19 protein-coding genes and 4 pseudogenes are annotated in these 24,090 nt (G+C 70.6%); 10 read left to right on the plus strand and 13 right to left on the minus strand.

Going from position 1 to position 24,090, the window contains the following annotated elements:
- Positions 1-288: 288 nt before the first annotated feature.
- Positions 289-1,077 (minus strand): SigB/SigF/SigG family RNA polymerase sigma factor, encoded by a 789-nt coding sequence (locus Pflav_RS10810; protein ID WP_173035867.1) that lies wholly within the window; start codon positions 1,075-1,077, stop codon positions 289-291.
- 215 nt (positions 1,078-1,292) lie between these two features.
- Here Pflav_RS10810 and Pflav_RS10815 point away from each other — a divergent pair, with 215 nt between their 5' ends.
- Together Pflav_RS10815 and Pflav_RS10820 are read left to right on the plus strand one after the other, a co-directional pair.
- Positions 1,293-2,051, plus strand: coding sequence for an alpha/beta fold hydrolase (locus Pflav_RS10815; protein WP_173035869.1), 759 nt, complete (start codon positions 1,293-1,295; stop codon positions 2,049-2,051).
- On the plus strand, positions 2,044-2,940 hold the full coding sequence (locus Pflav_RS10820) for a class I SAM-dependent methyltransferase (protein WP_173035871.1): 897 nt from the start codon (positions 2,044-2,046) through the stop codon (positions 2,938-2,940). Before Pflav_RS10815 ends, Pflav_RS10820 begins: the two co-directional genes overlap by 8 nt.
- A 20-nt stretch (positions 2,941-2,960) precedes the next feature.
- Here the strand turns inward: Pflav_RS10820 and Pflav_RS10825 are convergent, their stop codons facing one another.
- The 6 genes from Pflav_RS10825 to Pflav_RS10850 form a co-directional block, all read right to left on the minus strand.
- On the minus strand, positions 2,961-3,332 hold the full coding sequence (locus Pflav_RS10825; RefSeq protein WP_173035873.1) for a VOC family protein: 372 nt from the start codon (positions 3,330-3,332) through the stop codon (positions 2,961-2,963).
- Between the two features lie 36 nt (positions 3,333-3,368).
- On the minus strand, positions 3,369-4,562 hold the full coding sequence (locus tag Pflav_RS10830) for an MFS transporter (protein ID WP_173035875.1): 1,194 nt from the start codon (positions 4,560-4,562) through the stop codon (positions 3,369-3,371).
- Positions 4,563-5,068: 506 nt separating this feature from the next.
- Positions 5,069-5,710, minus strand: coding sequence for a DUF2254 family protein (locus Pflav_RS47320; RefSeq protein WP_269474488.1), 642 nt, complete (start codon positions 5,708-5,710; stop codon positions 5,069-5,071).
- A 50-nt stretch (positions 5,711-5,760) separates the two neighbouring features.
- Positions 5,761-6,429, minus strand: a complete 669-nt coding sequence (locus tag Pflav_RS47325) for a DUF2254 family protein (protein ID WP_173035879.1) — start codon at positions 6,427-6,429, stop codon at positions 5,761-5,763.
- Positions 6,430-6,473: 44 nt separating this feature from the next.
- Positions 6,474-7,010, minus strand: a complete 537-nt coding sequence (locus Pflav_RS10845) for a protein-tyrosine phosphatase family protein (protein ID WP_173035881.1) — start codon at positions 7,008-7,010, stop codon at positions 6,474-6,476.
- A 94-nt stretch (positions 7,011-7,104) separates the two neighbouring features.
- On the minus strand, positions 7,105-8,487 hold the full coding sequence (locus tag Pflav_RS10850) for a cellulase family glycosylhydrolase (RefSeq protein ID WP_173035883.1): 1,383 nt from the start codon (positions 8,485-8,487) through the stop codon (positions 7,105-7,107).
- A 231-nt stretch (positions 8,488-8,718) separates the two neighbouring features.
- On the opposite strand from Pflav_RS10850, the gene Pflav_RS10855 reads away from it, so the two are divergent.
- Positions 8,719-9,765: a magnesium transporter CorA family protein gene (locus Pflav_RS10855; protein ID WP_173035885.1), complete on the plus strand. Its 1,047-nt coding sequence runs from the start codon at positions 8,719-8,721 to the stop codon at positions 9,763-9,765.
- Between the two features lie 6 nt (positions 9,766-9,771).
- Here Pflav_RS10855 and Pflav_RS10860 read toward each other — a convergent pair whose 3' ends face one another.
- The 4 genes from Pflav_RS10860 to Pflav_RS10875 form a co-directional block, all read right to left on the minus strand.
- Positions 9,772-10,563: an ABC transporter permease gene (locus Pflav_RS10860; protein ID WP_173035887.1), complete on the minus strand. Its 792-nt coding sequence runs from the start codon at positions 10,561-10,563 to the stop codon at positions 9,772-9,774.
- The gene (locus tag Pflav_RS10865; RefSeq protein WP_173035889.1) at positions 10,560-11,501 is read right to left on the minus strand and encodes an ATP-binding cassette domain-containing protein; all 942 of its coding nucleotides are present in this window, start codon (positions 11,499-11,501) and stop codon (positions 10,560-10,562) included. Before Pflav_RS10865 ends, Pflav_RS10860 begins: the two co-directional genes overlap by 4 nt.
- A 29-nt stretch (positions 11,502-11,530) precedes the next feature.
- Positions 11,531-12,376, minus strand: a complete 846-nt coding sequence (locus Pflav_RS10870) for a DUF4097 family beta strand repeat-containing protein (RefSeq protein WP_173035891.1) — start codon at positions 12,374-12,376, stop codon at positions 11,531-11,533.
- 71 nt (positions 12,377-12,447) lie between these two features.
- Positions 12,448-12,972 carry a hypothetical protein gene (locus tag Pflav_RS10875; protein WP_173035893.1) on the minus strand — a complete coding sequence of 175 codons (525 nt, stop codon included), beginning with the start codon at positions 12,970-12,972 and terminating at the stop codon, positions 12,448-12,450.
- A gap of 221 nt (positions 12,973-13,193) precedes the next feature.
- Here Pflav_RS10875 and Pflav_RS10880 point away from each other — a divergent pair, with 221 nt between their 5' ends.
- Positions 13,194-13,595, plus strand: coding sequence for a hypothetical protein (locus Pflav_RS10880; protein WP_173035895.1), 402 nt, complete (start codon positions 13,194-13,196; stop codon positions 13,593-13,595).
- Between the two features lie 628 nt (positions 13,596-14,223).
- Positions 14,224-15,294: an IS110 family RNA-guided transposase gene (locus Pflav_RS10885; protein WP_173035897.1), complete on the plus strand. Its 1,071-nt coding sequence runs from the start codon at positions 14,224-14,226 to the stop codon at positions 15,292-15,294.
- Between the two features lie 85 nt (positions 15,295-15,379).
- Here the strand turns inward: Pflav_RS10885 and Pflav_RS47330 are convergent, their stop codons facing one another.
- The gene (locus Pflav_RS47330) at positions 15,380-15,838 is read right to left on the minus strand and encodes a diaminopimelate decarboxylase family protein (RefSeq protein ID WP_269474616.1); all 459 of its coding nucleotides are present in this window, start codon (positions 15,836-15,838) and stop codon (positions 15,380-15,382) included.
- A pseudogene (locus Pflav_RS47335) lies at positions 15,821-16,465 on the minus strand (diaminopimelate decarboxylase family protein); the annotation flags it as partial. The pseudogene Pflav_RS47335 and the gene Pflav_RS47330, both read right to left, overlap by 18 nt.
- Before the next feature lie 320 nt (positions 16,466-16,785).
- Between Pflav_RS47335 and kdpF the strand changes: the two are divergent.
- From kdpF to Pflav_RS10915, 5 genes and pseudogenes are all read left to right on the plus strand, one after another.
- Complete coding sequence (gene kdpF / locus Pflav_RS45250; RefSeq protein WP_173035901.1) at positions 16,786-16,875, plus strand: K(+)-transporting ATPase subunit F; 90 nt, start codon at positions 16,786-16,788, stop codon at positions 16,873-16,875.
- Positions 16,875-18,518, plus strand: coding sequence for a potassium-transporting ATPase subunit KdpA (kdpA, locus tag Pflav_RS10900; RefSeq protein WP_173035903.1), 1,644 nt, complete (start codon positions 16,875-16,877; stop codon positions 18,516-18,518). The genes kdpF and kdpA overlap by 1 nt, the downstream gene beginning before the upstream one ends.
- Positions 18,515-20,598 (plus strand): annotated as a pseudogene (gene kdpB / locus Pflav_RS10905) (potassium-transporting ATPase subunit KdpB). The gene kdpA and the pseudogene kdpB overlap by 4 nt, the downstream one beginning before the upstream one ends.
- Positions 20,599-20,600: 2 nt before the next feature.
- Positions 20,601-21,457 (plus strand): annotated as a pseudogene (locus Pflav_RS10910) (potassium-transporting ATPase subunit C).
- A 17-nt stretch (positions 21,458-21,474) separates the two neighbouring features.
- A pseudogene (locus tag Pflav_RS10915) lies at positions 21,475-24,009 on the plus strand (sensor histidine kinase); the annotation flags it as partial.
- Between the last annotated feature and the right edge of the window lie 81 nt (positions 24,010-24,090).

Raw genomic sequence — 24,090 nt, forward strand, 5'->3', positions numbered from 1 at the left:
CGTCCGAGGGTTCGCTTTCTGCGGGTTTGTCCGCTTGGCTCAAGGTCATGCGTACGGCGTCGGCGGCGGGCTCAAGCAGGCCACACGACTGCCCGCGGGATGACACCGGTCGAGCTGGCCGATGGCCAGTTGGCCAAGCTCAAAGCCCGACTCGAACTCGGGCCCGCGGCCGCTCCCGGCCGCGGATGGCGTAAACACCACCGTGCGCGAGGTCAGCGGCGGCGCCGGCAAGGCGACCACCTGGCCCCACGAGGCCACACCCCAGTTGTTCGCGTCAGCGCCAACTCTTTAAACGAGCTCTCCCAGCTCTTCGCGGAGGCGGGCGAGGGTCCTGGTGAGTAGGCGGGAGACGTGCATCTGGGAGACGCCGACGCGGTCGGCGATCTGCTGCTGGGTGAGGTTGTCGCAGTAGCGCAGCAGGATGATCCGGCGCTCCCGCTCCGGCAGAGTGGCGAGCGCCTTCACCAGCGTGGTGCGGGCCTCCACGTTTTCGTAGCCGGGGTCGTCGGCGCCGAGCAGGTCGCCGAGGGCGGTGCTGTCGGGCTCGCCTGTGACCGGGGTGGACAGTGAGGCGGCCTTGTACGCCCGGGCGCCCTCCATGCCCTCCAGCACGTCTTCCTCGCTGACTCCAAGGTGGACGGCGACCTGGGCGACCGTCGGCGAGCGACCCAGCTCCTGGGTCAGCACCGTGTTTGCCTCGTTGATCGCCAGCCGCAGCTCCTGTAGGCGGCGCGGCACCCGGACGGCCCAGGTGCGGTCTCGGAAGTGCCGCTTGATCTCACCGATGATCGTGGGCACCGCGAACCCGGCGAAGTCGGTCCCGTGCTCGGGGTCGAACCGGTCCACCGCCTTGATCAGCCCGAGTGTCGCGGTCTGCACCAGGTCGTCGTACGGCTCGCCGCGCTCCCGGAACCGACGGGCAAGGTGGTGGGCCAGCGGGAGCAGCAGCTCGATCGCGCGGTCGCGGACGCCCGCCCGGTCCGGATGGTCCTGTGGCATCGCCGCGAGGGTGGTGAGCAGCACGGTGGTGTCTTCCTCGACCCGACCGGTTGGCGTACGCATCGTCGACAGTGGCATCTGGCTTCCTCCCCTGAGCCGTCGCTTACAAGGTCGTCGCTGTCACCCGGGCAGTCGGATGAACAGCTAGACAGAACATAGTCGATCGGCCACCAGAGCACCAGCCGTTCGTATGAGTAGATTACCAATCTATAGCGCCAGGATCGGACCTCTGCTGGCCAGACCCGCGGATAACGCGTGTACCGCGGCCGGTCCGATCTCTACTGTCGGAGCCGATGACTATCGCGCATGACGTGGCCGGAAGCGGGCCCACCGTTGTCCTTCTGCACTCCACCGTCTGTGACCGGCGGATGTGGGATCCCCAGGTGCCGGCCCTCGTGGACGCCGGATACCGGACGGTCCGCGCCGACTTCCGGGGCTTCGGTGAGTCCCCGATGCCGGACCGGCCCTACAGCGACGCCCAGGACGTGGTCGACCTGCTGGACAGCCTCGGCGTCGAACGAGCCACGGTGGTCGCGGTCTCCGGCGGCGGCCGGGTCGGGCAGGAGGTGGCGGCCCGCTGGCCGGCGCGGGTGGCCGCGCTGATGCTGGTCAGCACCGCGCTGGGCGGGCACGAGCCGGGCGCCGAGCTGCGGGCGTTCGGCGAGCGGGAGGACGAGCTGCTTGAGGCGGGGGACGTGGCCGGCGCCACCGCGCTGAACGTGGCGACCTGGCTCGGCCCGTACGCGAGCGACGAGACCCGCGCGCGGGTGGGGCAGATGCAGCGGCACGCGTTCGAGGTACAGCTCGCGGGCGACCCGGACGTCGAGTCGCTCGGCGTGGAGTTCGACGTGTCGGACATCGTCGCGCCGACCCTGCTCGTCTCGGGGGCGCACGACCTGCCCGACTTCCGGGAGATCGCCGTCGAGCTGGCCGGCCGGCTGCCGCACGCCCGCCACGTCCCGCTCGACTGGGCCGGGCACCTGCCCAGCCTGGAGCGGCCGGACGCGTTCAACACCCTGCTGATCGACTTCTTACGGGATGGCGATGGCTGAGCCCGCCGGGGCGAGCCGTACCGCGGTGCTGGTGTGCCAGGGCCGGGCGGTGGCGCACGGCAGGATCGCGCCCGGGCGCTTCGCCGACCCGGTCGCGATGTCGCTGCTGCGCGGCGACGAGCGGGCCGCCGTCGAGCGGGCCCGCACGGGTACACCGCCGCCGGGCGTCTCGGCCCGCATCGAGTACGAGTCGCTGACCGCGGTCGCGGAGACGATGGTGCCGCGCACGGTCGCGATCGACGACGCTGTACGGGCCCGACCCAACCCGCAGCTCGTGATCCTCGGCGCGGGACTTGACGGGCGGGCGTGGCGGATGGCCGAGCTGTCCGATGTGGACGTGTACGAAGTGGACCACCCCGCGTCCCAGGCGGACAAGCGCGACCGGGCCGCGGACCTGGAGCCGGTCGCCGGAGCGCTGCGCTGGGTGCCGGTCGACCTGGCCCGCGACCCGCTCGGATCGGCGCTCGGCGCGGCCGGCCACGACGAAGCGGCCGCGACCACCTGGATCTGGGAGGGCGTCGTGCCCTACCTCAGCCGACCCGAGGTGGCCGCGACCGTCCGCGCGGTCGCCGAATGCTCGGCGCCCGGCAGCCGGCTCGTCGTCAACTACCAGTCGCCGTCGCTCAAGGCCACGCTCGGGCTCGGAGTGGCCCGGGTCATGGCCACGCTCTCCCGCCGCCCGGACCCGATGGCCCGGGAGCCGCGCCGCTCGGCGTGGACCCCGCAACGGCTACGGGACCTGCTCGCCGCCGAGGGCTGGCAGGTGACGAGCGACGACGACCTGCTCACGCTCGCCCAGCAGCGGCCCAGCCCGGCCCGGCACCCGACCAGCACCCGCAACGGCCGGGTAACGGTCGCGGACCGCGGCGCCTGGCGGCGTCGGCCGTAAGGCCACACAACAGAACAGGCCTAGCCGTTCGGCCGGGACTCGATCGCCTGGAGCGACCAGCTGTTGCCGTCGGGGTCGCGGAAGTAGACGAAGTTGCCCCATGGCTGCTGGTCGACGTCGCTCGCCGCCACGCCCGCGTCGAGCAGCTGCTTGCGCGCCGCCTCGGCGTCGGCGACCACGACCTGGATCTCCTGCGTGCCAGGCGTCTTCTCGGTGATGCCCTCGCCGAGCACGATCGAGCAGGCCGAGCCGGGCGGGGTCAGCTGCACGAAGCGCAGGCCCTCCCGCACCTGGTAGTCGTGGTCGGCGTTGAAGCCCACCTTGACGTAGAACTCTTTCGCCCGGTCGACGTCCGTGACCGGGACGGGGATGAGCTCGATCTTCCAGTCCATGACCGCACCCTAAAACGGAGGTATGACATTTCCGCCTCAGCCGACGGGGGCATGACGTTCCATGGGCTGTTCAGCGGGGAGGCGGCGGAACAGCAGCCGGTACAGGACCGCGCTGGCCCCGATCACTACCGGCGACAGCACGAAGCCGGCCGCGACGCTCGCCGTGCCGTCCAGGATCGCGCCGTCGAGCGCGGCGCCGAGGGCCGCGCCGCTCGTGAAGGCGGTCGCCACCCAGGCGAACGCCTCCGCGGCCGTACCGCTCGGTGCGATCCGGTCCACCGTGACGAACGTGGCGGTCAGCAGCGGCGGCAGCGCGAGGCCACTGAGGACCGCCAGCGGCAGGAGCACCGGCGGTGACGCCGTGAACGCCAGCGGCAGGTACCCGATGGCCAGCGCGGCGGCGATCCACGGCGCGTGCCGTTCCGCGAGCTTGATCTTGGTGTTGATCAGCCCGCCGACCAGCGCGCCGGTGGCCTGGGCGGCGAGCAGCCACCCGGCCCACGAACGGTCGCCGGCGTCCTCGGCCAGCCGGGTCACCGCCACCGGCAGCGCGCCCACGCCGGCGCCGACCAGCACGATCGCCACCAGCAGCAGCCGCAGCGGCGGGGAGCGGAGCGGGCCGGCCCAGTGGCGTTCCGCGGCCACCCCACGCCAACGCCGCACGGCGGGCGCGGAGACGAACCAGGCGGCGCCGATCAGTTGCAGCGCCGCGGTCGCGTACAGGCCGGCGGCCGGGCCACCCGCGCCGATCGCCGCGACCGACACCAGCGGGCCGACGATGAAGATCAGCTCCTGGACGGCGATGTCCAGCGAGTACGCGGTGTGTACCCGCGACTCGGGCAGCAGGTCGCGCCAGAGCACCCGCAGCCCGGACTCGAACGGCGGCGCGCCCGCCCCGGCCAGCAGCGCGGCCGGTATCGCGAGGCCGAGCGGCGGGTCGCCGGCCGCGAGCGCGAGGAAGCCGGCGGTCGAGACCGTGACCCCGGCCAGCATCACCGGCGGTTGGCGCCACCGGTCGGCGATCCGGGCGAGCATCGGACCGCCGGCGGCCAGCCCGATCGTGTACGCGGCGACGAGCAGCCCGGCGATGCCGATCGACCAGCGTTCGCGGGCGAAGAGCAGCAGCGCGACCGGCGAGGACGCGAGCGGGATGCGGCCGACCGTGCTGGCGGCGAGCACGCGGGCCACCTGGGCGGCGCGCAGCACGGTGAACACACCTGAATCGGACATGGGGGACACTCCCGGTGTTCAGGGCGACTGGGGCGACGGCGGGGCCACAACGGCCGGGCCGGTCAGGGAGCGAAGTCGCCCCGCTCGTGGTCGTTGCCATAGAGCGGGAGGTCAGGCGTGATCCACTGGCGGAAGGCACAGTGCGAGATCACGGCGTCACCGTACCACTGTCGATGACCGCGGCCGTCCGGGCTGCTGGAGGTGGTGGGCAAGCTCGACGCCACCGCCGACCGCAAGGCATAGCCCCTAGAAGCATTTGACCCATAAAGATTGAGCTACCGCGACGTCCGCGGTGGTCCGGACCGCTGCTCCCGCGGCCTCACCCTCCGCGTTTCACAACCGAAACCCAGGCCGATCGCGGTGGCTAAGTCGACGGGGCCGCCGAGGTCGCGGGTCACGCGCACGGCCTCACCGAGACGCCTGTACGTACCCATCCCGCCGAGCGTATCGAACATCGTCTCGCTCGAGAACGACCCGCGCCGGCGTCGCCGTGGCGCTCCTCGCCGTCACCCGGTGCGAGTGGTGGCGGATCGCCAGCGTGGCCGGCGATCGCCCGACCGAAAATGATCAGCGCGGGCAGCCTGGGTCAGGAGGGGGTGTCGGCGAGAAGTACCCAAGTGGCGGTCGAGTTCCGCGCGCGCCGCTTCCCGGCCGGGCAGGCCGGCGGAGGCCGCCTGGAGCATGCGTATCGTCTCCGTGACGGTCTCGCGGACCAGGGGATGATCCGCCGAGTAGACGTTGATCTGGTCGAACGCGTGCCGGACGTAGGCGGCGTGGTCAAGGTCGTTGGGTGTGAGCAGGACCCGCCCGGACTCGTCCCGGACCGATCGGGCGGGCAGGTCGGCCATGAGCAGGGGACGCATCAGTGAGCCGAGCCGCGCGACGGCTTCGGCGGCGGTGGTGGGGTCGTTGACGTCCGAGAGCCCGCGTAGGGCGAGGTCGTTGAGCTGGCGGATCCCGAAGTCGATGTCGTGTTGCATGCTGCGGGCGGCGGCGGTGACGACGCTCCGCGCCACCAGCTGGCCGATCCGGTGCTGCTGGTCGGCCGGTGGTGGCGGCCACAGGGTCACCAGGGGCGTGTCCTTGGTGAGGTAGGCGCCGACCCGGGTCTCCAACCGTATGACGGTCCCCTCGGGCACGGCGGTCATAAGGCCCCGCCTGCTGATCTGTTGGACCCACCCGTCGAACGGCGCCGTGATCACCAGCGAGGGGCCGAGCGAGCCCGGCTCGGGGGTGTCACCGGTTCACCCACCTGCCCTCCGCTGTGCCGCCCGTAGGGCAGTCCGGCGATGAGGTACAGCGACTCCGCCAGTACCCGGCGCATGATGTTGCCGATGTACTGCTGGCGGATGACGCGGTCGAGATAGGCGACGATCCCGAGCACCGAGCCCAGCGTGAGCACCAGCGCGAACAACACCGTGTACGGCGGTGCGAACTCCTGGGCGACGTCCACCCGGGCAAGGGCGACCACGCAGAACGCGAACGTGGACAGCAGCAGCCCGATCAGCAGGTGGCTGAAGCGGTCCCGCCAGAAGCCGCGCAGAACCCGCGGCGAGAACTGGCGGCTGACCAGGTGCAGCGAGATCAGCAACAGGGAGAACACGACCGCGGCCGCGGTGATCATCGCCCCGGCGATCGTGCTCAGCAGCACCGTGACCACTTCGGGCGCGAACTGGAACCGCTCCGGTATCACCGGGCCGATCTTGCGATGGTCCAAATGGTCGAAGAACTCGGCCAACACCAACGCGGAGATCAGCATGACCGTCGGCAGGAACAGCAGGCTCTCGCGCAGGCGATCCACCAAGGTCCCCAGCCGCAGTCCCGTCAGCTCACGGTACCGCCGCGGCTTTCCTACTGAATCGGGCATATCATGACTCTACGGCTGGAGAGGCTACTAGACGCGGAGGGCGCCTAAGGGAGGCCGCCGGCGGCCAGCCAGCCTTCGACGCTGCGGGCGTACGCCTGCACCATCACCGCCTCGGCACGGTGGCCGGTGATCAGGTCGGACGCGCCGGCGACTGAGTGGCCGCGCAGGCGCAGTACCGCGTACGCCAGCATCACCGAGCGGCGGCGGCCCTGGTGGCAGTGGATGAGGACGCGCGCGTCCGGATCGCCGTCGAGCACGCCCGCGGCGAAGTGGGCGGCGGCCGACCACAAGCGTGGGTGTTGGTGCTGGCCGAAGTCGAGCAGCGGTACGTGCACGACCCGGCCCGGCCCGAAGAGCGCCCGCTCGACGGCCAGGTCCTGGGACAGCCAGATCTGCGCCCGGGACCGGCAGTTGACCACGTGGGTGACGCCCAGCGCGGGCAGGCCCGGGAGGGCGGTGGCGAGCGGCAGGTTGCCGATCGCGATCCGCTCGTCGCCGATCCAGCTCAGCGGGATCGCGCGCCGGTCCGGCCGGTACACCCGGGTGCTGTAGATGTAGTACCGCTGCTGCCAAGCCGCCATGTTTCCAGATTAGGCTGGCCAGGCCCGGGGTGAGGCCGCGTTGACCAGGCACGCGGCGGGCGGTGGGCCGCCCGCCGCGCGTGAGGCCCCGGTGTCAGGTCGCGGTGCAGGACAGCGTGGGCGCGCCGTTGCTGCCGGTCCACGAGCCGAGGAAGCCGAAGTTGGTGCTGGCTCCCGCGCCGAGGCCGCCGTTGTAGCTGACGTTGCGGGCGGTCGCGGTGGTGCCGCTGGTCGTCACGGTCGCGTTCCAGGCCTGGGTGACGCGCTGGCCGTTCGGGAACGTGAGCGTGACGGTCCAGCCGCTGATCGCGCCGCTACCGGCGGTGACCCGCACGTCGCCCTGGAAGCCACCCGGCCATTGACCCGTGTTCGAGTACGCGGCCGTGCAGGTTCGGTTGCCCGGCGGCGGCGTCGTGACCGGCGGCGTTGTAACCGGCGGAGTGGTGACGGGTGGGGTCGTGACCGGTGGAGTGGTCACCGGCGGCGTGGTCGTGGGCGGGGCCCCGCCGAAGATCGTCGCCTCCCGCGCGGTCGCCTTGATGCCGTTGGCGCCGTTGAAGATGCGCTGCCCCCAGGTGGTGAGCTGGCTGGCGTTGAAGTTGGTGGCCATGTCGAGGATCGGGTCGGTGTTGCCGCTCCACGACCAGCCGAGGTACCCGATGCCGCGGGCCTGCGCCTCGGCCAGAATCGTGTCGTGGTCCACCTCGCCCGAGTTGAACCGCCAGCCGAACTCGCCGACGACCAGCGGCCACCCGTTCGACTGGAAGCGGTTGAGGTAGTCGGTGATGCTCGCGGCCGTGTTGAACACCGCGTACATGTGGATGGAGAGCACGGTGTTGCGCCGGCTGTCCGCGTTGAGGATCGTCTGCGCGTTGTCCCGCATCACGAACTGCCAGTCCTGCCCCCAGTTCGGCGCGTCGACCATCAGCAGGTGTTCGAAGCCGTTGGTGCGCATCTTCTGGATCGCGGCGGTGGTGGCGGCCGTCCACTGTGCCGCGTTGGTGTTGCCGATCGGCTCGTTGCCGATGTTGATGACGACGTAGTTCTCCTGGCCGACGAGCGCGCTCTTCTGGCTGATCCAGTAGTTGACCGCCTCGTCGAGGCTGGCGGCCGCGCCCTCCTCGCCGTACCCGGTGGTGTCGTGCACCTCCAGGACGCAGATCATCCGGTTCTGCTTGCACAGGGTGATGACGTTGGCGACATCGGTGGAGGGACCCCAACGCTTGCCGCTGCCCAGCACAACGCGCACCGTGTTGGCGCCGAGCGCCTTGATGTTCGCGAACGAGCCCGTCTGGCCGGTGAACCAGACATGCGGGTGGTTGACGCCCCGCATGACGAACCGCTGGCCGTTCGCCTCGACGATGTTCGCGCCGCTGACGTGCAGGCCCACGGCGGCGTCGGCCGGCCGCACGAACATCAGGATGGATGCCGCGGCGGCCACCAGGGCGACGCCGAGGACGGTGAGCTGTCTTCTCATGACCTTCCTCAAAGGGGAGGCCCCGGGAGCCCGGGGCAGGAGGGGTCCGCGAAGGACCCGCTGATCTCTGCCCGGCTCACCGCGGAAATCAGCGTAGGTCAATGCGCCAGCCGCGCGCAACGCCCCCATCTGGGCCAGACCGCCGGTTAGGGTCTGGGATCATGCGCAAGAGCGAACCACGCACCGACCGACGCGCCCGGATCCACGTGGGCGGCTGACAGGGGTACAGCCATGGACGTCCGACTCATCACCGAGGACGGGATCGAGCAGCGGCCGGCCGCCGACCTGCCCGCGCTGCTCGCCGACGACACCGCGCTGATCTGGGTCGACGTGCCGAGCTGCGACCCGACCGCGGCGAAGGTGCTCCGGGACGTCTTCAAGTTCCACCCCATGGCCGTGGCCGACTGCGTCGAGCGCAACCGCGTACCGAAGGTGCACGCGTACCCCGACCACGTCTTCGTGGTACTGCACGCACCTGAGCGCGGCAGCCGCGGCCACGTGCACTACCTGGAGCTCGACCAGTTCGTGGGGGAGAACTACCTGGTCACCGTCCACGGCCCGCTCAACCCGGCGGTCGAGCCGCAGGCCGCGCTCCGCGAGACCGGCGCGGTGCTGGCCCGTATCGAGTCGGGGCGGCTGCGCCCGCGCACCCCGTTCGACCTGTCGCACGCGATCGCCTCCGCGCTCACCCGTAACCAGGAGGCGTACATCGAGACGGTCACGACCGACGTGTGGCAGCTTGAGCAGCGGGTAACCGGCGGCAACGTCGGCGAGCCCGAGGAGTTTCTCAACGAGCTCTTCCGGGCCCGGCACGGCCTGCTCGCGGTACGCACGATGAGCGCGCTGAGCAGCGCCATCTACGGCCGGATGGCGGCTTTCACCGGGATCTCCGAGGACGGCCACCAGCGGGTCGCCGACATCGCCGACCGCTTCGAACGGGTCCGCAGCCTCGCCGACGGGGAGCGTGAATACCTGCAAGGCGTCATCGAGTTCTACCAGACGATCCTCGTCATCAAGGCGGCGCTCGTCGGCCAGGCGCAGAACGAGGAGGTCAAGCGCCTGACCGAGGCGAGCTACGCGCAGAACGAGGAGGTCAAGAAGATCTCCGCGTGGGCGGCGATCCTTTTCGCGCCGGCCCTGGTCGGCACCGTGTACGGCATGAACTTCGAGCACATGCCCGAGACGAAGTGGCTGCTCGGCTATCCGGCGGCGCTCGCGGTGATGTTCATTGCCTCGTTCGTCCTCTATCGCGTCTTCAAACGCCGTGGGTGGCTCTAGGACTTGTCAGCGCGCGGTGTTGCGGTTGTACCGCGACTTGGCCCACCAGAAGCTGAGCACCGTGATGGCCGCGCACCAGGCGGCCGCGCCGATGGCGTTGGCGCCGATCCCGGTACCGAGCAGCAGCCCGCGCAGGGTTTCCATGATGGGTGTGAACGGCTGGTACTCGGCGAACCAGCGCACCGCCGTGGGCATCGAGTCGGTGGGGACGAAGCCGCTGCCGAGGAATGGCAGCAGCACCAGCGGCATGGGCAGGTTGCTGGCCGACTCGACGGTCTTGGCGACGAGGCCGAGGGCGACCGACAGCGAGGTGAGTGCGAGGGCGGTCATGGCCAGTACGCCGGCCGCGGCGACCCATTCGACCAGGTTGGCGTTCGGGCGGAAGCCGACGAGCAGGGCGATGCCGACGACGACCGCCAGGCCGAGCATGGTCTGGATGACGGCGCCGACGACGTGGCCGGTCAGCACCGACGGGCGGAAGATCGCCATCGTACGGAACCGGGCGATGATGCCTTCGGTCATGTCCATGGCCACCGTTATCGCTGTTCCCTGCGCGGTGCCGGCGATGGCCATGAGCAGGATGCCGGGTACGACGTAGTTGGCGTAGGCCGCGCGGCCGCCCGAAGCTCCGCCGAGGCCGTTGCCGAGCGTGCCGCCGAAGACGTAGACGAACAGCAGCAGGAAGATGACCGGCATACCGATCACCATGAACGTCAGCGACGGGTAGCGGCGCATGCGCAGCAGGTTGCGCCGCAGCATCGTGTTGGAGTCGCGCACGGCGAGGGGCAGCGTGGTCACGGCGTGGTGGTCCTTTCGCGGTTTGGGTGACCGGTGAGGGCGAGGAAGACGTCGTCCAGGTCGGGCAGGTGCATCGACAGGCTCACGGCGTCGACGGAGGCGTGGTCGAGTTGGTCGAGCAGGGCGCGCAGGGAACGCACGCTGCCGTCGTTGGGCAGCTGGATGGTGAGGGCCTCGCCGTCGCGTACGGGTGCGTCGAGCACCTGGGACGCGAACTGGAACTCGTCCGGATCGGCGAACTGAAGGCGTACGTGACCGCCGGGGACCAGGCGCTTGAGCTCGTCGGGGGTGCCCTGGGCGACCAGGCGTCCGTGGTCGAGGACGGCGACGTGGTCGGCGAGTTGGTCGGCCTCTTCCAGGTACTGCGTGGTGAGGAAGATAGTGACGCCATCGGCGGCGAGGTCTCGGATGACGTCCCACATGCCGCGCCGGCTGCGCGGGTCGAGGCCGGTGGTCGGCTCGTCGAGGAAAATGACGCGGGGTCGCCCGACGAGGGTCATGGCGAGGTCGAGCCGCCGACGCATGCCACCGGAGTAGGTGGATACCGGTTTGCCCGCCTCCTGGGTCAGGTCGAAGTGCTGGAGCAGCTCCGCGGTGCGCCGGCGGCGGGCCGCCTTGTCCAGGTGGTGCAGGTCGGCCATGAGGTTCAGGTTTTCCTGGCCGGTGAGCAGGTTGTCCACGGCGGAGAACTGGCCGGTGACGCCGATCAGGTCGCGTACCGCGTCCGGCTCCCGGGTCACGTCGTGGCCGAGGATGGCGGCGTCGCCGCCGTCGGCGTTGATCAAAGTGGACAGGATCTGCACGGTGGTCGTCTTGCCGGCGCCGTTGGGGCCGAGCAGCGCGAAGATCGTGCCTTCGGCGATCCGGAGGTCGATGCCGTCGAGCACGACCTTGTCGCCATAGGACTTGCGCAGGCCGGTCAGGGTGATCGCGGTCATGGTTCCTCGTTTCTTGACGAGAGGGGTGGTCAGGCGGCCCGGCGGACGAGGATGTCGCCCCAGTGCGTGCTCGCCCGGATCTCGACGGTGTCGTCGTCCTGGCCCGGCCCTTCGGTCGACTCCAGCGCGTTGTGCACCCGGCCGCGGCGGGAACTGAGTTCGAGCCATGCCGCGCTGCCCTGGCGGACGCCGATCTCGACGCCGCCGTAGCCCGTCTGTACGTCGACCGCTCCGCGCGCGACTTCACCGATTCGGACGCTGCCGTGGTTGCTACGGGCCGTGACCGAGGCCATCGCCCGGTCGATGGTGACGTCGCCGTACGCGGTCTTGGCACGCACGTCCCCAGTGCTCTGCCCGATCCAGCAGGAGCCGGACGAGTTTTTGACCTCGACGGCGCCGTCGACCTCGCTGAGGCGCACGTTGCCGGACGAGGACGTGACCCGGGCCGCGCCGTCGACCCGCTCTACCACGACCTCGCCGTGGCTGCTATCGACCTCCAGCGGCCCGGTCTGGTCGAGCCGGACGGCGCCGCCGGTCTTGACCCGGCACTCGCCGAGGCGTCCTTCGCACCGGAACGCCGCCCAGAACGCCTCAGCCTGCACCGTCGATCCGCTCGGCAGCTCGACCCGCACGTCAACTGACGGGCCGTTGCCGAGACCGAATCGGCGCCAGCTCTTGGGTGCCCTGATCGTCAGCTGACCGGCCGAGTATTCGACGGTGGTCTGCTCCGCGGCGTTCACGTCGGCCTTGCTGGACGCGTTGCGGGGACGGACCCGCACCACGGTGTCGGTCCGGTCGGTGGCGGTGATCCACGTGTCGCCGACCGACAGGTCGAACTGCACGGCAATCGGTTCTGGCGTGTCGAAAACAGGCATGGTGGTCTCCCGAAGGTGTGCCCGGTGGATGTTGTTGCTGGTCAGAGGGTGGGAGCGGATCGGCTGCGCGGCTAGCGCGCCCAGCCGGTGAACTGCTGGCCGGAGCTCGGCCCGCCACGGCGCGGTGGCAGTCGCTGCGGATCGCCGGACTCGACCGCCGCGGCGGCGGCGCGCACCAGCCAGGCGTTGACCGACAGCCCGGCCCGGCCGGCGGCCTGCTCGATGCTGGCCTTGAGATGGTCGGGCAGGCGCAGGTTGATCCGCGACGTGCCGCCCTCATCACCGTCCGGTGCCAGCATGGGTGCCGGTGGCGCGGCCGGAGCGGCGGCCCGCTCGTCGTCGTCCAGCGGTGAGCTGGGCAGCGCCACCACGAAGGTGGGCTCCCGACCCCGGAGCCGCACGTGAACCGACCCGGGAGCGAGCTCGCGGGTGATCTCGTCGGTCGCATCGGACAGCGCGTCGAGCAGCGTCAGCCGGGTCGCCGCTTCCAGTTGCGTGACGAGCCGCTCGGCCAGCGCCCGGCCCGCAGGGTCGGCCCCCTCGGCGGCCACCGCGAACTCGTTGCGCAGCTGTTCGATGTACGGCCTCAAGTCCATGGCACCATAGTGGCACCATGATGGCGCCATCACAACCTTGATGTGGCTCACAGAGGTGCCGTCGTGGCGGCGACCAGGTGGCGTGCCGCGTCGAGGGCCGCGTCAAGAGTCCGCTGTCATCTCGTACGTATCCCGTCAAGAACGTCGTCACGTGCGGAGCCACGGCGTTTCTATGGCTTGGCGCGGCCGATCAGCGGCCGCGAAGAGGTCAGGAGTGCGCGGTGCGGACCCCGTTCGGCATCGGAGTGGCGACCGGCGCGGCGGTGACGATGGCCGCCACCATCGGCGCGGCAGTGCTCTTTCCGCGCGGCGACACGTCGGGACGGCTGCTCGTCGTGGCGGTCGCGGTGGGCGCATACGCCGCCCTCAGTACGAGCACGCGCGCGACCCTCGCCACGGCGTTGGTTGGCTACCTGATTTTCAACGGTTTCCTCGTCAACCGGTTCGGCGAGCTGAGCTGGGACGGCGGGGCCAGCGTCGGCCACGTGACGGTGCTCGCCGTCGCGACCGCGCTCGGCCTCGGGCAGCGCTGGATCCGGCACGCCCGGCACGAGTTGGACGGCGAGCAGGAGCGCGGCGAGCCTAAGCCGAATATTCGGCCAGCCGCGCGCGAACCCCGATAGGTATGGCCCGACCCGTACCTCACCGTCGGTGGCGTACGGGTCGGATGGCTTGTGGATCGCGGAGGGTGAGGCCGCGGGAGAGCACCCCAAGAAACGCTCCGCTGCGCTCCACGTTTCCCCGGGGACCCCGCGCCCGCGCGGCAGATCGTGGTATCCAGCTGCCCCTGTGGGGGCGGTTGGGTACCACGATCTGCCAGCCGGTGTCCGGTTGTAGGGTCGATCAAGGCAAGCCGCGTGTCTGTCTTGGACGGACCTGTGCCCAACCGCCTGGCTAGGTCAAGGTCGGTCCGGAGCGCGGACCCGGCAGTGAAGGTCGCGGTCGGCCGACCGCGGCCCGGGGGTGAGCTTGCCAACCGCGAAGGGTGAGGCCGCGGGAGCGACGGTCTGGACCACGGCGGACAGAGATGATGTTTGTGAGCACCTCCCGTCCGGGGTCTGACCCGACGGCGGACTGACCTTGGGGTCTTGGAAGATGATCTGTCGGCCCTGGTCGGGAGGTGCTCGTGCACTCACTGGACGTGGCGTTGTGACTTCATAGGAGCCTGGCTAGAGGCCCCGTCTCTGTCTTGTCCGCGTTGCCCGGCTGGTGCGTGCCGCCCTGCCCCCAGTCACGAACGACAGGACGACGATGCCCTCTATTACACCCGACACCGCCGCGATCGAGGTCGTCGGTGGCGTGGACACCCATCTCGACACGCACACCGTCGCGGTGATCGACCTGGTCGGACGGGTGCTCGGCACTGAGCAGTTCCCGGCCACCACAGCCGGCTACACGGCCCTGCTGGCCTGGATGCGCGGACACGGACGACTGGCCCGCGTGGGGGTGGAGGGCACCGGCGCCTACGGCGCCGGCCTGACCCGCCAACTACGCAACGCCGGCGTCGAGGTGATCGAGGTCGACCGCCCGGACCGCAAGACCCGCCGCTCGCAAGGCAAGTCCGACCCGATCGACGCCGTCCAAGCCGCCAAGACCGCCCTGGCCGGCCACCGCACCGGAACCCCCAAACAACGCGACGGCCGCGTCGAAGCCCTCCGCAACCTACGCGTGGCCCGGCGCAGCGCGGTCGAACAACGCGCCGACACCCAACGCCAGATCAAAACCCTGATCGTCACCGCCCCCGACGAACTACGCGCCCGACTGCGTGGCCTGAACGTCAAGCAGTTGATCGCGACCTGCGCCACCCTGCGGCCCGACCGGGCCGACGCCGCCACGCCGGCCACTGCCGTCAAGCTCGCCCTACGCTGCCTGGCCCGCCGTCACCAGCAACTGTCCGCCGAGATCACCGACCTCGACGAACTACTTGAACCCCTCGTGGCCGCCATCAACCCCGACCTGCTCGCTGTCCACGGCGTCGGCCCCGACGTCGCCGGCCAACTACTGGTCACCGCCGGCGAAAACCACGACCGACTCACCTCCGAAGCCGCGTTCGCCATGCTCTGCGGCGCCGCCCCCATCCCCGCCAGCTCCGGCAAAACCAGCCGCCACCGCCTCAACCGCGGCGGTGACCGACAAGCCAACGCCGCCCTCTACCGCGTCGTACTCACCCGCCTACGCTGGGACCCCCGCACCCGCGCCTACGCCGAACGACGCACCAAGCAAGGCCTGTCCAAGAAAGAAATCATCCGATGCCTCAAGCGATACGTCGCCCGCGAGCTCTACCAACACATCACAACAAACGATCTTGAACTAGCCGCTTGACATCCATAGGAGCATCATCGCGGTAGCTCAAACCTCCATTGTGGAGCCTCTAAGCGTGAAGGAGGCCCGGCGACGGCATGAGTGGTCAGTCGCGGGCCGAGATGGGGTCGAGGTCGCGGAGCAGGATGTCGTCGATGGTCTCCCGCCGTACCAGCAGCTTCGACTGTCCCTCGTGGACGGCGACCAGCGGCGGCCTCGGCACAAGGTTGTAGTTGGAAGCCAGCGGCAGGTGATAGGCGCCCGAACCGGGCACCGCCAGCAGGTCGCCGGGGCGGAGGTCGCCGGGCAGCCCGGCGTCCCGCACGATCACGTCGCTTGCCTCGTCGTGCCGACCGACCACTGTGGTGGGTCGGGTGCTGTCGCGGCTGACGCGGCCGACAAGCGCGGCGGTGTAGCGGGCGCCGTACATGGCCGGTCTGGGGTTGTCGCTCAGCCCGCCGTCCACGGCGACGAGCTGGTGGCCGTCCGGGTCCCGGCGAACCGCCAGGACCCGGTACAGCGCCACGCCGGCGCGCGCCACGATGGCCCGGCCGGGTGTGACCACCAGTCGTGGCACGGGAACCCCGTACCGCTGGCTGGAGATCTGGAGCATGGTGCGCACGCGGGCGGCGAAGGCCTGGAGCGCGAACTCCGCCTCGGCCTCGGTGCCGGGCACCGCGTGGCCGCCGCCGAGGTTGATTTCGCGCAGCGGCAGCCCGGACCGGGCGGCCACCGCGACGAGCTGGTCGATGGCGCGTTCGTAGCCGCCGAAGCGGGCGACCTGGGAGCCGAGGTAGAAGTCGAGGCCGGCCAGGTCGAGCGCGGGCTGGTCGGCGATCCGCCGCAGCATCCCGGCGAGGGAGTCGGCCGGTAGGCCGAAGCGGTCGGCGTCCGGGCCCGGGGGTAGGGCAGCGGCCGGGTCTGCGCCGGGACCGGGCAGCACGCGCAGCAAGACCTTCTGACGGCGCGGGCAGAGCGCGGCCAGCCGGGCCACTTCGGAGGGAGACTCGATAACGGTGGTGCCGACGCCGTAGGCGAGTGCGCGTTCCAGGTCGGTGGGGGTCTTCGCGTCGCCGTGCAGGACGATCCGCTCGGCCGGGAAGCCGACCGCCGCCGCGGCGGCGAGCTGGCCGGCTGAGCAGACGCTCAGGCCCAGCCCCTCCTCGGCGATCCAGCGCAGCACCGCGCGGCAGGTGAGCGCCTTGCCCGTTTCGCTACGCGATCACTACGTCGCGGCGCACAATCTTGACGGCTGCTTGACGGCGAGCGGCGTTTGACCAGGGCCGCGTCAGGAGCGCGTCAAGAAACGCGACCGGCCCGTATGGATGGCGTCAAGACCCCTTACAGGGCGACCGCCGCGAGGTTTCTATTGCCCGGCGCGACCGATCGGCGGTCGCGCGAGAGCTCGACGCTTTTCTGAAGGGGGCACGCGGTGGCTGACATAGCCCTGGTGCTGTTGACGGTGGCGCTCTTCGCGCTACTAGCGCTGGTGGTGCGGGCGGTGGAGCGGCTGTGAGCGCCGTCAACCTGATCGGTCTGATCATTTCCGCCGCCCTCGCGATCTTCCTGGTCGCGGCACTTCTCTTCCCCGAGAGGTTTTGATGGGCGCGGTATTCGTCATCTCCCTCGTCGTCGCCCTCGCGGTGGCGTACCGCTTCGTCGGCGACTACATGTACCGGGTCGTCGCGGGCACCAAGCACTCCGCCGTCGAGCGGGTCGCCTACCGCCTGGTCGGGGTCAACCCGAGCGGCGAGCAGACCTGGGGCGTGTACGCCCGGAGCGTGCTCGCGTTCTCCGCGATCTCGATCCTGTTCCTGTACGCCTTCACGCGCGTGCAGGACAAGCTCTGGCTCTCCCTCGGCTTCGACCCGGTCACCAACCACGTCGCGTGGAACACCGCGGTGAGCTTCGTGACAAACACCAACTGGCAGGCGTACTCGGGTGAGTCCACGATGGGCCACCTGGTGCAGATGGCCGGCCTCGCGGTGCAGAACTTCGTCTCCGCCTCGGTCGGTATCGCCGTCGCGGTCGCGCTGGTGCGCGGCTTCGCCCGGTCCCGCACCGAGCAGCTGGGCAACTTCTGGGTGGACCTGACCCGCATCACGATCCGCATCCTGCTGCCGATGGCGGTGCTCGGCGCGGTCGTGCTGATGGTCGGCGGCGTGGTGCAGAACCTCTCCGGCGGTACCGACGTCACCACCCTCACCGGCGGAAGCCAGCACATCACCGGCGGCCCGGTCGCCTCGCAAGAGGTGATCAAGGAGCTGGGTACGAACGGCGGCGGCTTCTACAACACGAACTCCGCACACCCGTTCGAGAACCCGACCACCTGGACGAACTGGTTCGAGATCTTCCTGCTGCTCGTGATCCCGTTCAGCTTGCCCCGGGTCTTCGGCCGCATGGTCGGCCAGAACCGCCAGGGGTACGCCATCCTCGCGGTCATGGCGACGCTCGCGATCGCCAGCATCGTGCTGACCAACGTCTTCGAGCTCGCCCACAACGGCACGGTGCCGCAGGCGGTCGGCGCGGCGATGGAGGGCAAGGACGTCCGGTTCGGCGTCTCCAACTCGGCCACCTTCGCGGCGGCGACCACGCTCACCTCGACCGGCGCGGTCAACTCGTTCCACGACTCGTACACATCCCTCGGCGGCATGATGCCGATGATCAACATGATGCTCGGCGAGGTCGCGCCCGGCGGTGTCGGTGCCGGCCTGTACGGCATGCTCATCCTCGCCGTGCTGACGGTCTTCGTGGCCGGTCTCATGGTCGGCCGCACGCCCGAGTACATCGGCAAGAAGATCGGCGCCCGCGAGATCAAGTTCGCCTCGCTGTACTTCCTCATCACACCGGCGCTCGTGCTGGTCGGCGTGGCCGCCGCCATGGCGACAGGCAACAACAGCACGGCGCTCAACGTGGGCCCACACGGCTTCTCCGAGGTCGTGTACGCGTTCACCTCGGCGAGCAACAACAACGGTTCGGCGTTCGGCGGCATCACCGTCAACACCTGGTGGTGGGACATCGCGCTGGGGCTGGCGATGCTGCTCGGCCGGTTCCTGCCGATCATCATGGTGCTCGGCCTGGCCGGCTCCCTCGCCCGGCAGGTGCCAACGCCCGCGTCTGCCGGCACGCTCCCGACGCACAAGCCGCTCTTCGTCGGCATGGTCGTCGGCGTCGTGCTGATTCTGATCGCCTTGACGTTCCTCCCCACGCTCGCGCTCGGCCCCCTCGCGGAAGGACTCTCATGAACGGCGTAGCGATGCGCCCTGCCCAGCTGTGGCAGTCGACCCCGGATGCGCTGCGCAAACTCGACCCGCGCACGCTGTGGCGCAACCCGGTCATGTTCATCGTCGAGGTCGGCGCGGTGTTCACCACCGTCCTGGCCGTCACCGACCCGTCCTTCTTCGCCTGGCTGATCACCGTGTGGCTCTGGCTCACCGTGGTCTTCGCCAACCTGGCCGAGGCCGTCGCCGAGGGCCGGGGCAAGGCCCAGGCCGCCGCGCTGCGCAAGGCCAAGCAGGAGACGGTCGCCCGCCGTCTCGTCGGCTGGGGTACGGCCGACGTCCGCGAGGAGCCCGTCGACGCGGTACAGCTCAAGCAGGGCGACATCGTGGTCGTCGAGGCGGACCAGGTCATTCCCGGTGACGGCGACGTGATCGAGGGCATCGCCAGCGTCGACGAGTCGGCGATCACCGGCGAGTCGGCCCCGGTGATCCGGGAGTCCGGCGGCGACCGGAGCTCGGTGACCGGCGGTACCAAGGTGCTCTCCGACCGCATCGTCGTGAAGATCACCCAGCGGCCGGGGGAGAGCTTCCTCGACCGGATGATCTCGCTGGTCGAGGGCGCCGCCCGGCAGAAGACGCCGAACGAGATCGCGCTGAACATCCTGCTCGCCGCGCTCACGATCATCTTCCTGCTGGCGGTGGCCACGCTCCAGCCGATGGCGATCTTCGCGAAGAACTACAACGCGGCCGCGCCCGACTCGCTCACCATCAACGGCGACGGCGTCACCGGCATCGTGCTTGTCTCGCTGCTCGTGGCGCTGATCCCCACCACGATCGGCGCGCTGCTCTCCGCGATCGGCATCGCCGGCATGGACCGGCTCGTCCAGCGCAACGTGCTCGCCCTGAGCGGGCGCGCGGTCGAGGCCGCCGGTGACGTCAACACGCTGCTGCTGGACAAGACCGGCACGATTACGCTGGGTAACCGGCAGGCATCCGAGTTCATCCCGGTCGGCGGCGTCACCGCCGCGCAGGTGGCGGACGCCGCGCAGCTCTCCAGCCTCGCCGACGAGACGCCCGAGGGGCGGTCGGTGGTCGTGCTCGCCAAGAACGAGTACGGGCTGCGCGCCCGGGACGAAGGCGTTATGCCGCACGCGCACTTCGTGCCGTTCACCGCGGAGACCCGGATGTCCGGTGTGGACATCGACGACCGGAAGATCCGCAAGGGGCGGCAGCGGCCGTCATGAGGTGGGTACGCGAAAACGGTGGGCTCGCCGTCACCGACGTCGAACCGGTGGTCGACGGCATCTCGTCCACCGGCGGTACCCCGCTCGTGGTCGCCGAGCAGGTCGGCGGCGAGCCGGCCCGCGCCCTCGGCGTGATCCACCTCAAGGACGTCGTGAAGGCCGGCATGCGCGAGCGGTTCGACGAGATGCGGCGCATGGGCATCCGGACCGTGATGATCACGGGCGACAACCCGCGCACTGCCAAGGCGATCGCGGACGAGGCCGGCGTGGACGACTTCCTCGCCGAGGCCAAGCCGGAGGACAAGCTCGCCCTGATCCGCAAGGAGCAGGAGGGCGGCCGGCTCGTCGCGATGACCGGTGACGGCACCAACGACGCCCCGGCCCTGGCCCAGGCGGACGTGGGCGTGTCGATGAACACCGGTACGTCGGCCGCCAAGGAGGCCGGCAACATGGTCGACCTCGACTCCGACCCGACCAAGCTGATCGAGATCGTGGAGATCGGCAAGCAGCTGCTCATCACCCGTGGCGCGCTCACGACGTTCTCCATCGCCAACGACATCGCGAAGTACTTCGCGATCATCCCGGCGATGTTCGCGGCCGTGTACCCGTCGCTGGACGCGATGAACATCATGCGGCTGCACTCGCCGGCCTCCGCGATCACCTCGGCGATCATCTTCAACGCGTTGATCATCATCGCGCTGATCCCGCTGGCCCTGCGCGGCGTCCGGTACCGGCCGTCGAGCGCCAGCCAGCTGCTCACCCGCAACCTGCTGATCTACGGCCTCGGCGGCATCGTCGCACCGTTCATCGGCATCAAGCTCATCGACCTGCTCGTCGTCCAGTTCCTCCCAGGGATGTAGTGATGCGCCTTCCCGCATGGCTCGGCCAACACCTCGCGGCGCTTCGCGCGCTGCTCGTCTTCACCGTTCTGCTCGGCCTGGCGTACCCGCTCGTCATGGTCGGCGTCGGCACCATCCCAGGGCTGCACGGCCGGGCCGAGGGCTCCCTCGTGGAGAACGCCTCCGGCCAGACAGTGGGCAGCCGACTCATCGGCCAGGCGTTCACCGACGCCGACGGCAACCCGATCCCGAGGTACTTCCAGTCCCGGCCCTCGGCCGCCGGCGACGGGTACGACCCGACGTCCACCGCGGCCAGCAACCTCGGCCCGAGGATGTGATCGACACGGCGGACCGCCAGAGCCTCCTCACCCAGGTGTGCGCGCGAAGCGTCGCTGTGGGCGAGCTGGAGGGCGTCGACGGGAGCCGGCCGTACTGCACTACGGACGGCGTGGGCGCGGTCCTGGCCGTGTTCCACCGGGACGGGCTCACCGGCCCGATCACCCGGGTGGTCAGCGTCAACCAGACCGGTACCCCGTTCATCGCCACGTACCAGGGTGTGCCGGTGCAGAGCGCCCAGGTCGGGGTCGACTACGTCGCCGAGGGCGGCCTGATCGTCCCGATCCGGGGTGACGCACCCGCCAAGCCGGCGGTACCCGCGGACGCGGTCACCGCCAGCGGCAGCGGCCTCGACCCGCACATCAGCACCGCGTACGCGCAGCTCCAGGCGGCCCGCGTCGCACGGGAACGGGCCACCGACGTCGCCGCGGTCCGGCGGCTGATCGACGAGCACACCGACGGTCGGGCACTCGGCTTCATGGGTGAGCCCGCGGTCAACGTGCTTCAGCTCAACCTGGCCCTCGACCGCGAGTTCCCCCGGTAAAGCGAGAAGATCGAGTCATGGCACGTGGTCAGCTGCGCATCTACCTCGGCGCCGCCCCGGGGTGGGCAAGACCTTCACGATGCTGGAGGAGGCCCACCGCCGTAAGAGCCGGGGCACCGACGTGGTGGTCGGGTTCGTGGAGACGCACGGCCGCAGGCACACCGCCGACATGATCGGCGACCTCGAGGTGGTGCCGCGGGCACAGGTTCCGTACCGCGGCACCACCTTCGAGGAGATGGACGTCGACGCGGTCCTGGCCCGCCGGCCGGAGGTCGCGATCGTCGACGAGCTCGCGCACACGAACGTGCCGGGCTCCCGCAACACCAAGCGATGGCGGGACATCCAGGAGCTGCTCGAGGCCGGCATCACGGTGCTGACCACGGTCAACATCCAGCACCTGGAGTCGCTCAACGACGTGGTACAGCAGATCACCGGCGTCGTACAGCAGGAGACCGTGCCCGACGCGATCGTGCGCGGCGCCGACCAGGTCGAGCTCGTCGACATGACACCGGAGGCGCTGCGCCGGCGGATGGCGCACGGCAACGTGTACAAGCCCGACAAGGTCGACGCGGCGCTGGGCAACTACTTCCGGGTCGGCAACCTCACCGCGCTGCGCGAGCTGGCGCTGCTGTGGCTGGCCGACAAGGTCGACGAGCAGCTCGACAGGTACCGCGCCGAGAACCGGATCGGCGGTACCTGGGAGACCCGCGAACGCGTCGTCGTCGCGCTCACCGGCGGGCCCGAGGGCGACACGCTGATCCGGCGGGCGGCCAGGATCGCCGCCCGCAACAAGGGCGCCGAGCTGCTCGCCGTACACGTCACCCGCGCCGACGGCCTGGCCGGTGCCGACCCCGCGCTGCTGGCCCGCCAGCGGCTGCTCGTGGAGGGGCTCGGCGGCACGTACCACCAGGTCGTGGGCAACGACGTGTCCGACGCGCTGCTCGCCTTCGCCCGCGGCGTCAACGCCACCCAGCTCGTGCTCGGCGCCAGCCGCCGCGGCCGGCTCGCGCAGATCTTCGCCGCGGGCATCGGCGTGACGACCACCGCGCGGTCCGGCGCGATCGACGTACACCTGGTCACCCATGAGGAGATCGGCCTGGGCCGCCGCCGCCCGATCATCTCCAGCCGGGCCGCGCTCTCCCGCCCGCGCCGGCTCGCCGGCTTCGGCCTCGCCGTCTTCGGCCTGCCGCTGCTGACCCTCCTGCTCTGGGTCGAGCGCGGCGAGCTGGCGCTGGCCAGCGACATCCTCTTCTACCTCGCCTGGGTCATCCTCGTGGCGCTGGTCGGCGGGATGTGGCCGGCGCTGCTCACCGCCGCGGCCGGCTCGCTGCTGCTCAACTACTTCTTCACGGCACCGATCCGCCGGTTCACCATCGCCGAGACGGAGAATCTGCTCTCCCTCGCCGTGTTCCTGATCATCGCGGTCGCGGTCAGCGCGGTCGTGGACACCGCCGCACGCCGTACCCGGGAAGCCGCCCGGGCCAGCGCGGACGCCTCCACCCTCGCCACCGTCGCGGGCAGCGTGCTGCGCGGCGCCCGCCCGCTGCCGGCCCTGCTGGAACGCCTGCGCGAGCTGTTCGGCCTCGGATCGGTCACCCTGCTCGAACGCCGCCCCGACGTGCCCGTGGCCCCGGACCGACAGCGCGACCCGGACGCCTGGCAGGTCGCCGCGACGGTCGGCGACAAGCCGTGCGCCGCGCCGGGGGAGGGCGACGTGGACGTACCGGTCGACGACAACCTCGCGCTCGTGCTGCGCGGCCGCCCGCTCGCCGCCGAGGACCGGCGCGTCGTGGAGGCGTTCGCCGCGCAGGCCGCGCTGGCGCTGCGCCAGGAACGCCTCGCCGCCCAGGCAGCCAAGGCCCAGCCGCTCGCCGAGGCGGACAAGATGCGCACCGCGCTGCTCGCCGCGGTCAGCCACGACCTGCGTACCCCGCTCGCCTCCGCCAAGGCCGCGGTGACCAGCCTGCGCAGCCACGACGTCGACTTCTCCGACGACGACCGCGAGGAGCTGCTCGCCGCCGCGGACGAGTCGCTGGACAAGCTCGGCCGCCTTGTCGCCAACCTGCTGGACATGAGCCGCCTCCAGGCCGGTGTACTCGGTCTCACGCTCGCCGAGATCGGCATCGAGGACGCCGTACCGCGCGCGCTCGACGAGCTGGGCGACCGGGGCGGACGGTGCGCATGCGGTACCCGGACGACCTGCCCGCCGTCCGCGCCGACCCCGCGCTGCTGGAACGCGTCCTTGTCAACGTCATCGGCAACGCGCTCCGCTACAGCCCGCCCGACCGCCCGCCGACCGTCACCGCCAGTGACCTGGACGGGCAGGTCGAGCTGCGGGTGGTGGACCACGGGCCGGGGATACCGGAGGACCAGCGGGGCAGCATGTTCATGCCGTTCCAGCGGCTCGGCGACCGGGACAACCACAGCGGCGTCGGTCTCGGCCTCGCCCTGTCCCGGGCCTCGCCGAGGCGATGGGCGGCACCCTGACCCCGGACACCACGCCCGGCGGCGGCCTGACGATGGTGCTGCGCCTGCCGTCGGCCGAGCCGCCGGTCGCGGCCAGCGAGGAGGAGGCCACCGCGCTGGCGGACCGGGCGATTCTCGAACGCATCCAGCGCCGCCCCCGCACGGCT

This window comes from Phytohabitans flavus (assembly GCF_011764545.1).
In the GTDB taxonomy this organism is placed as follows: Bacteria; Actinomycetota; Actinomycetes; order Mycobacteriales; family Micromonosporaceae; genus Phytohabitans; species Phytohabitans flavus.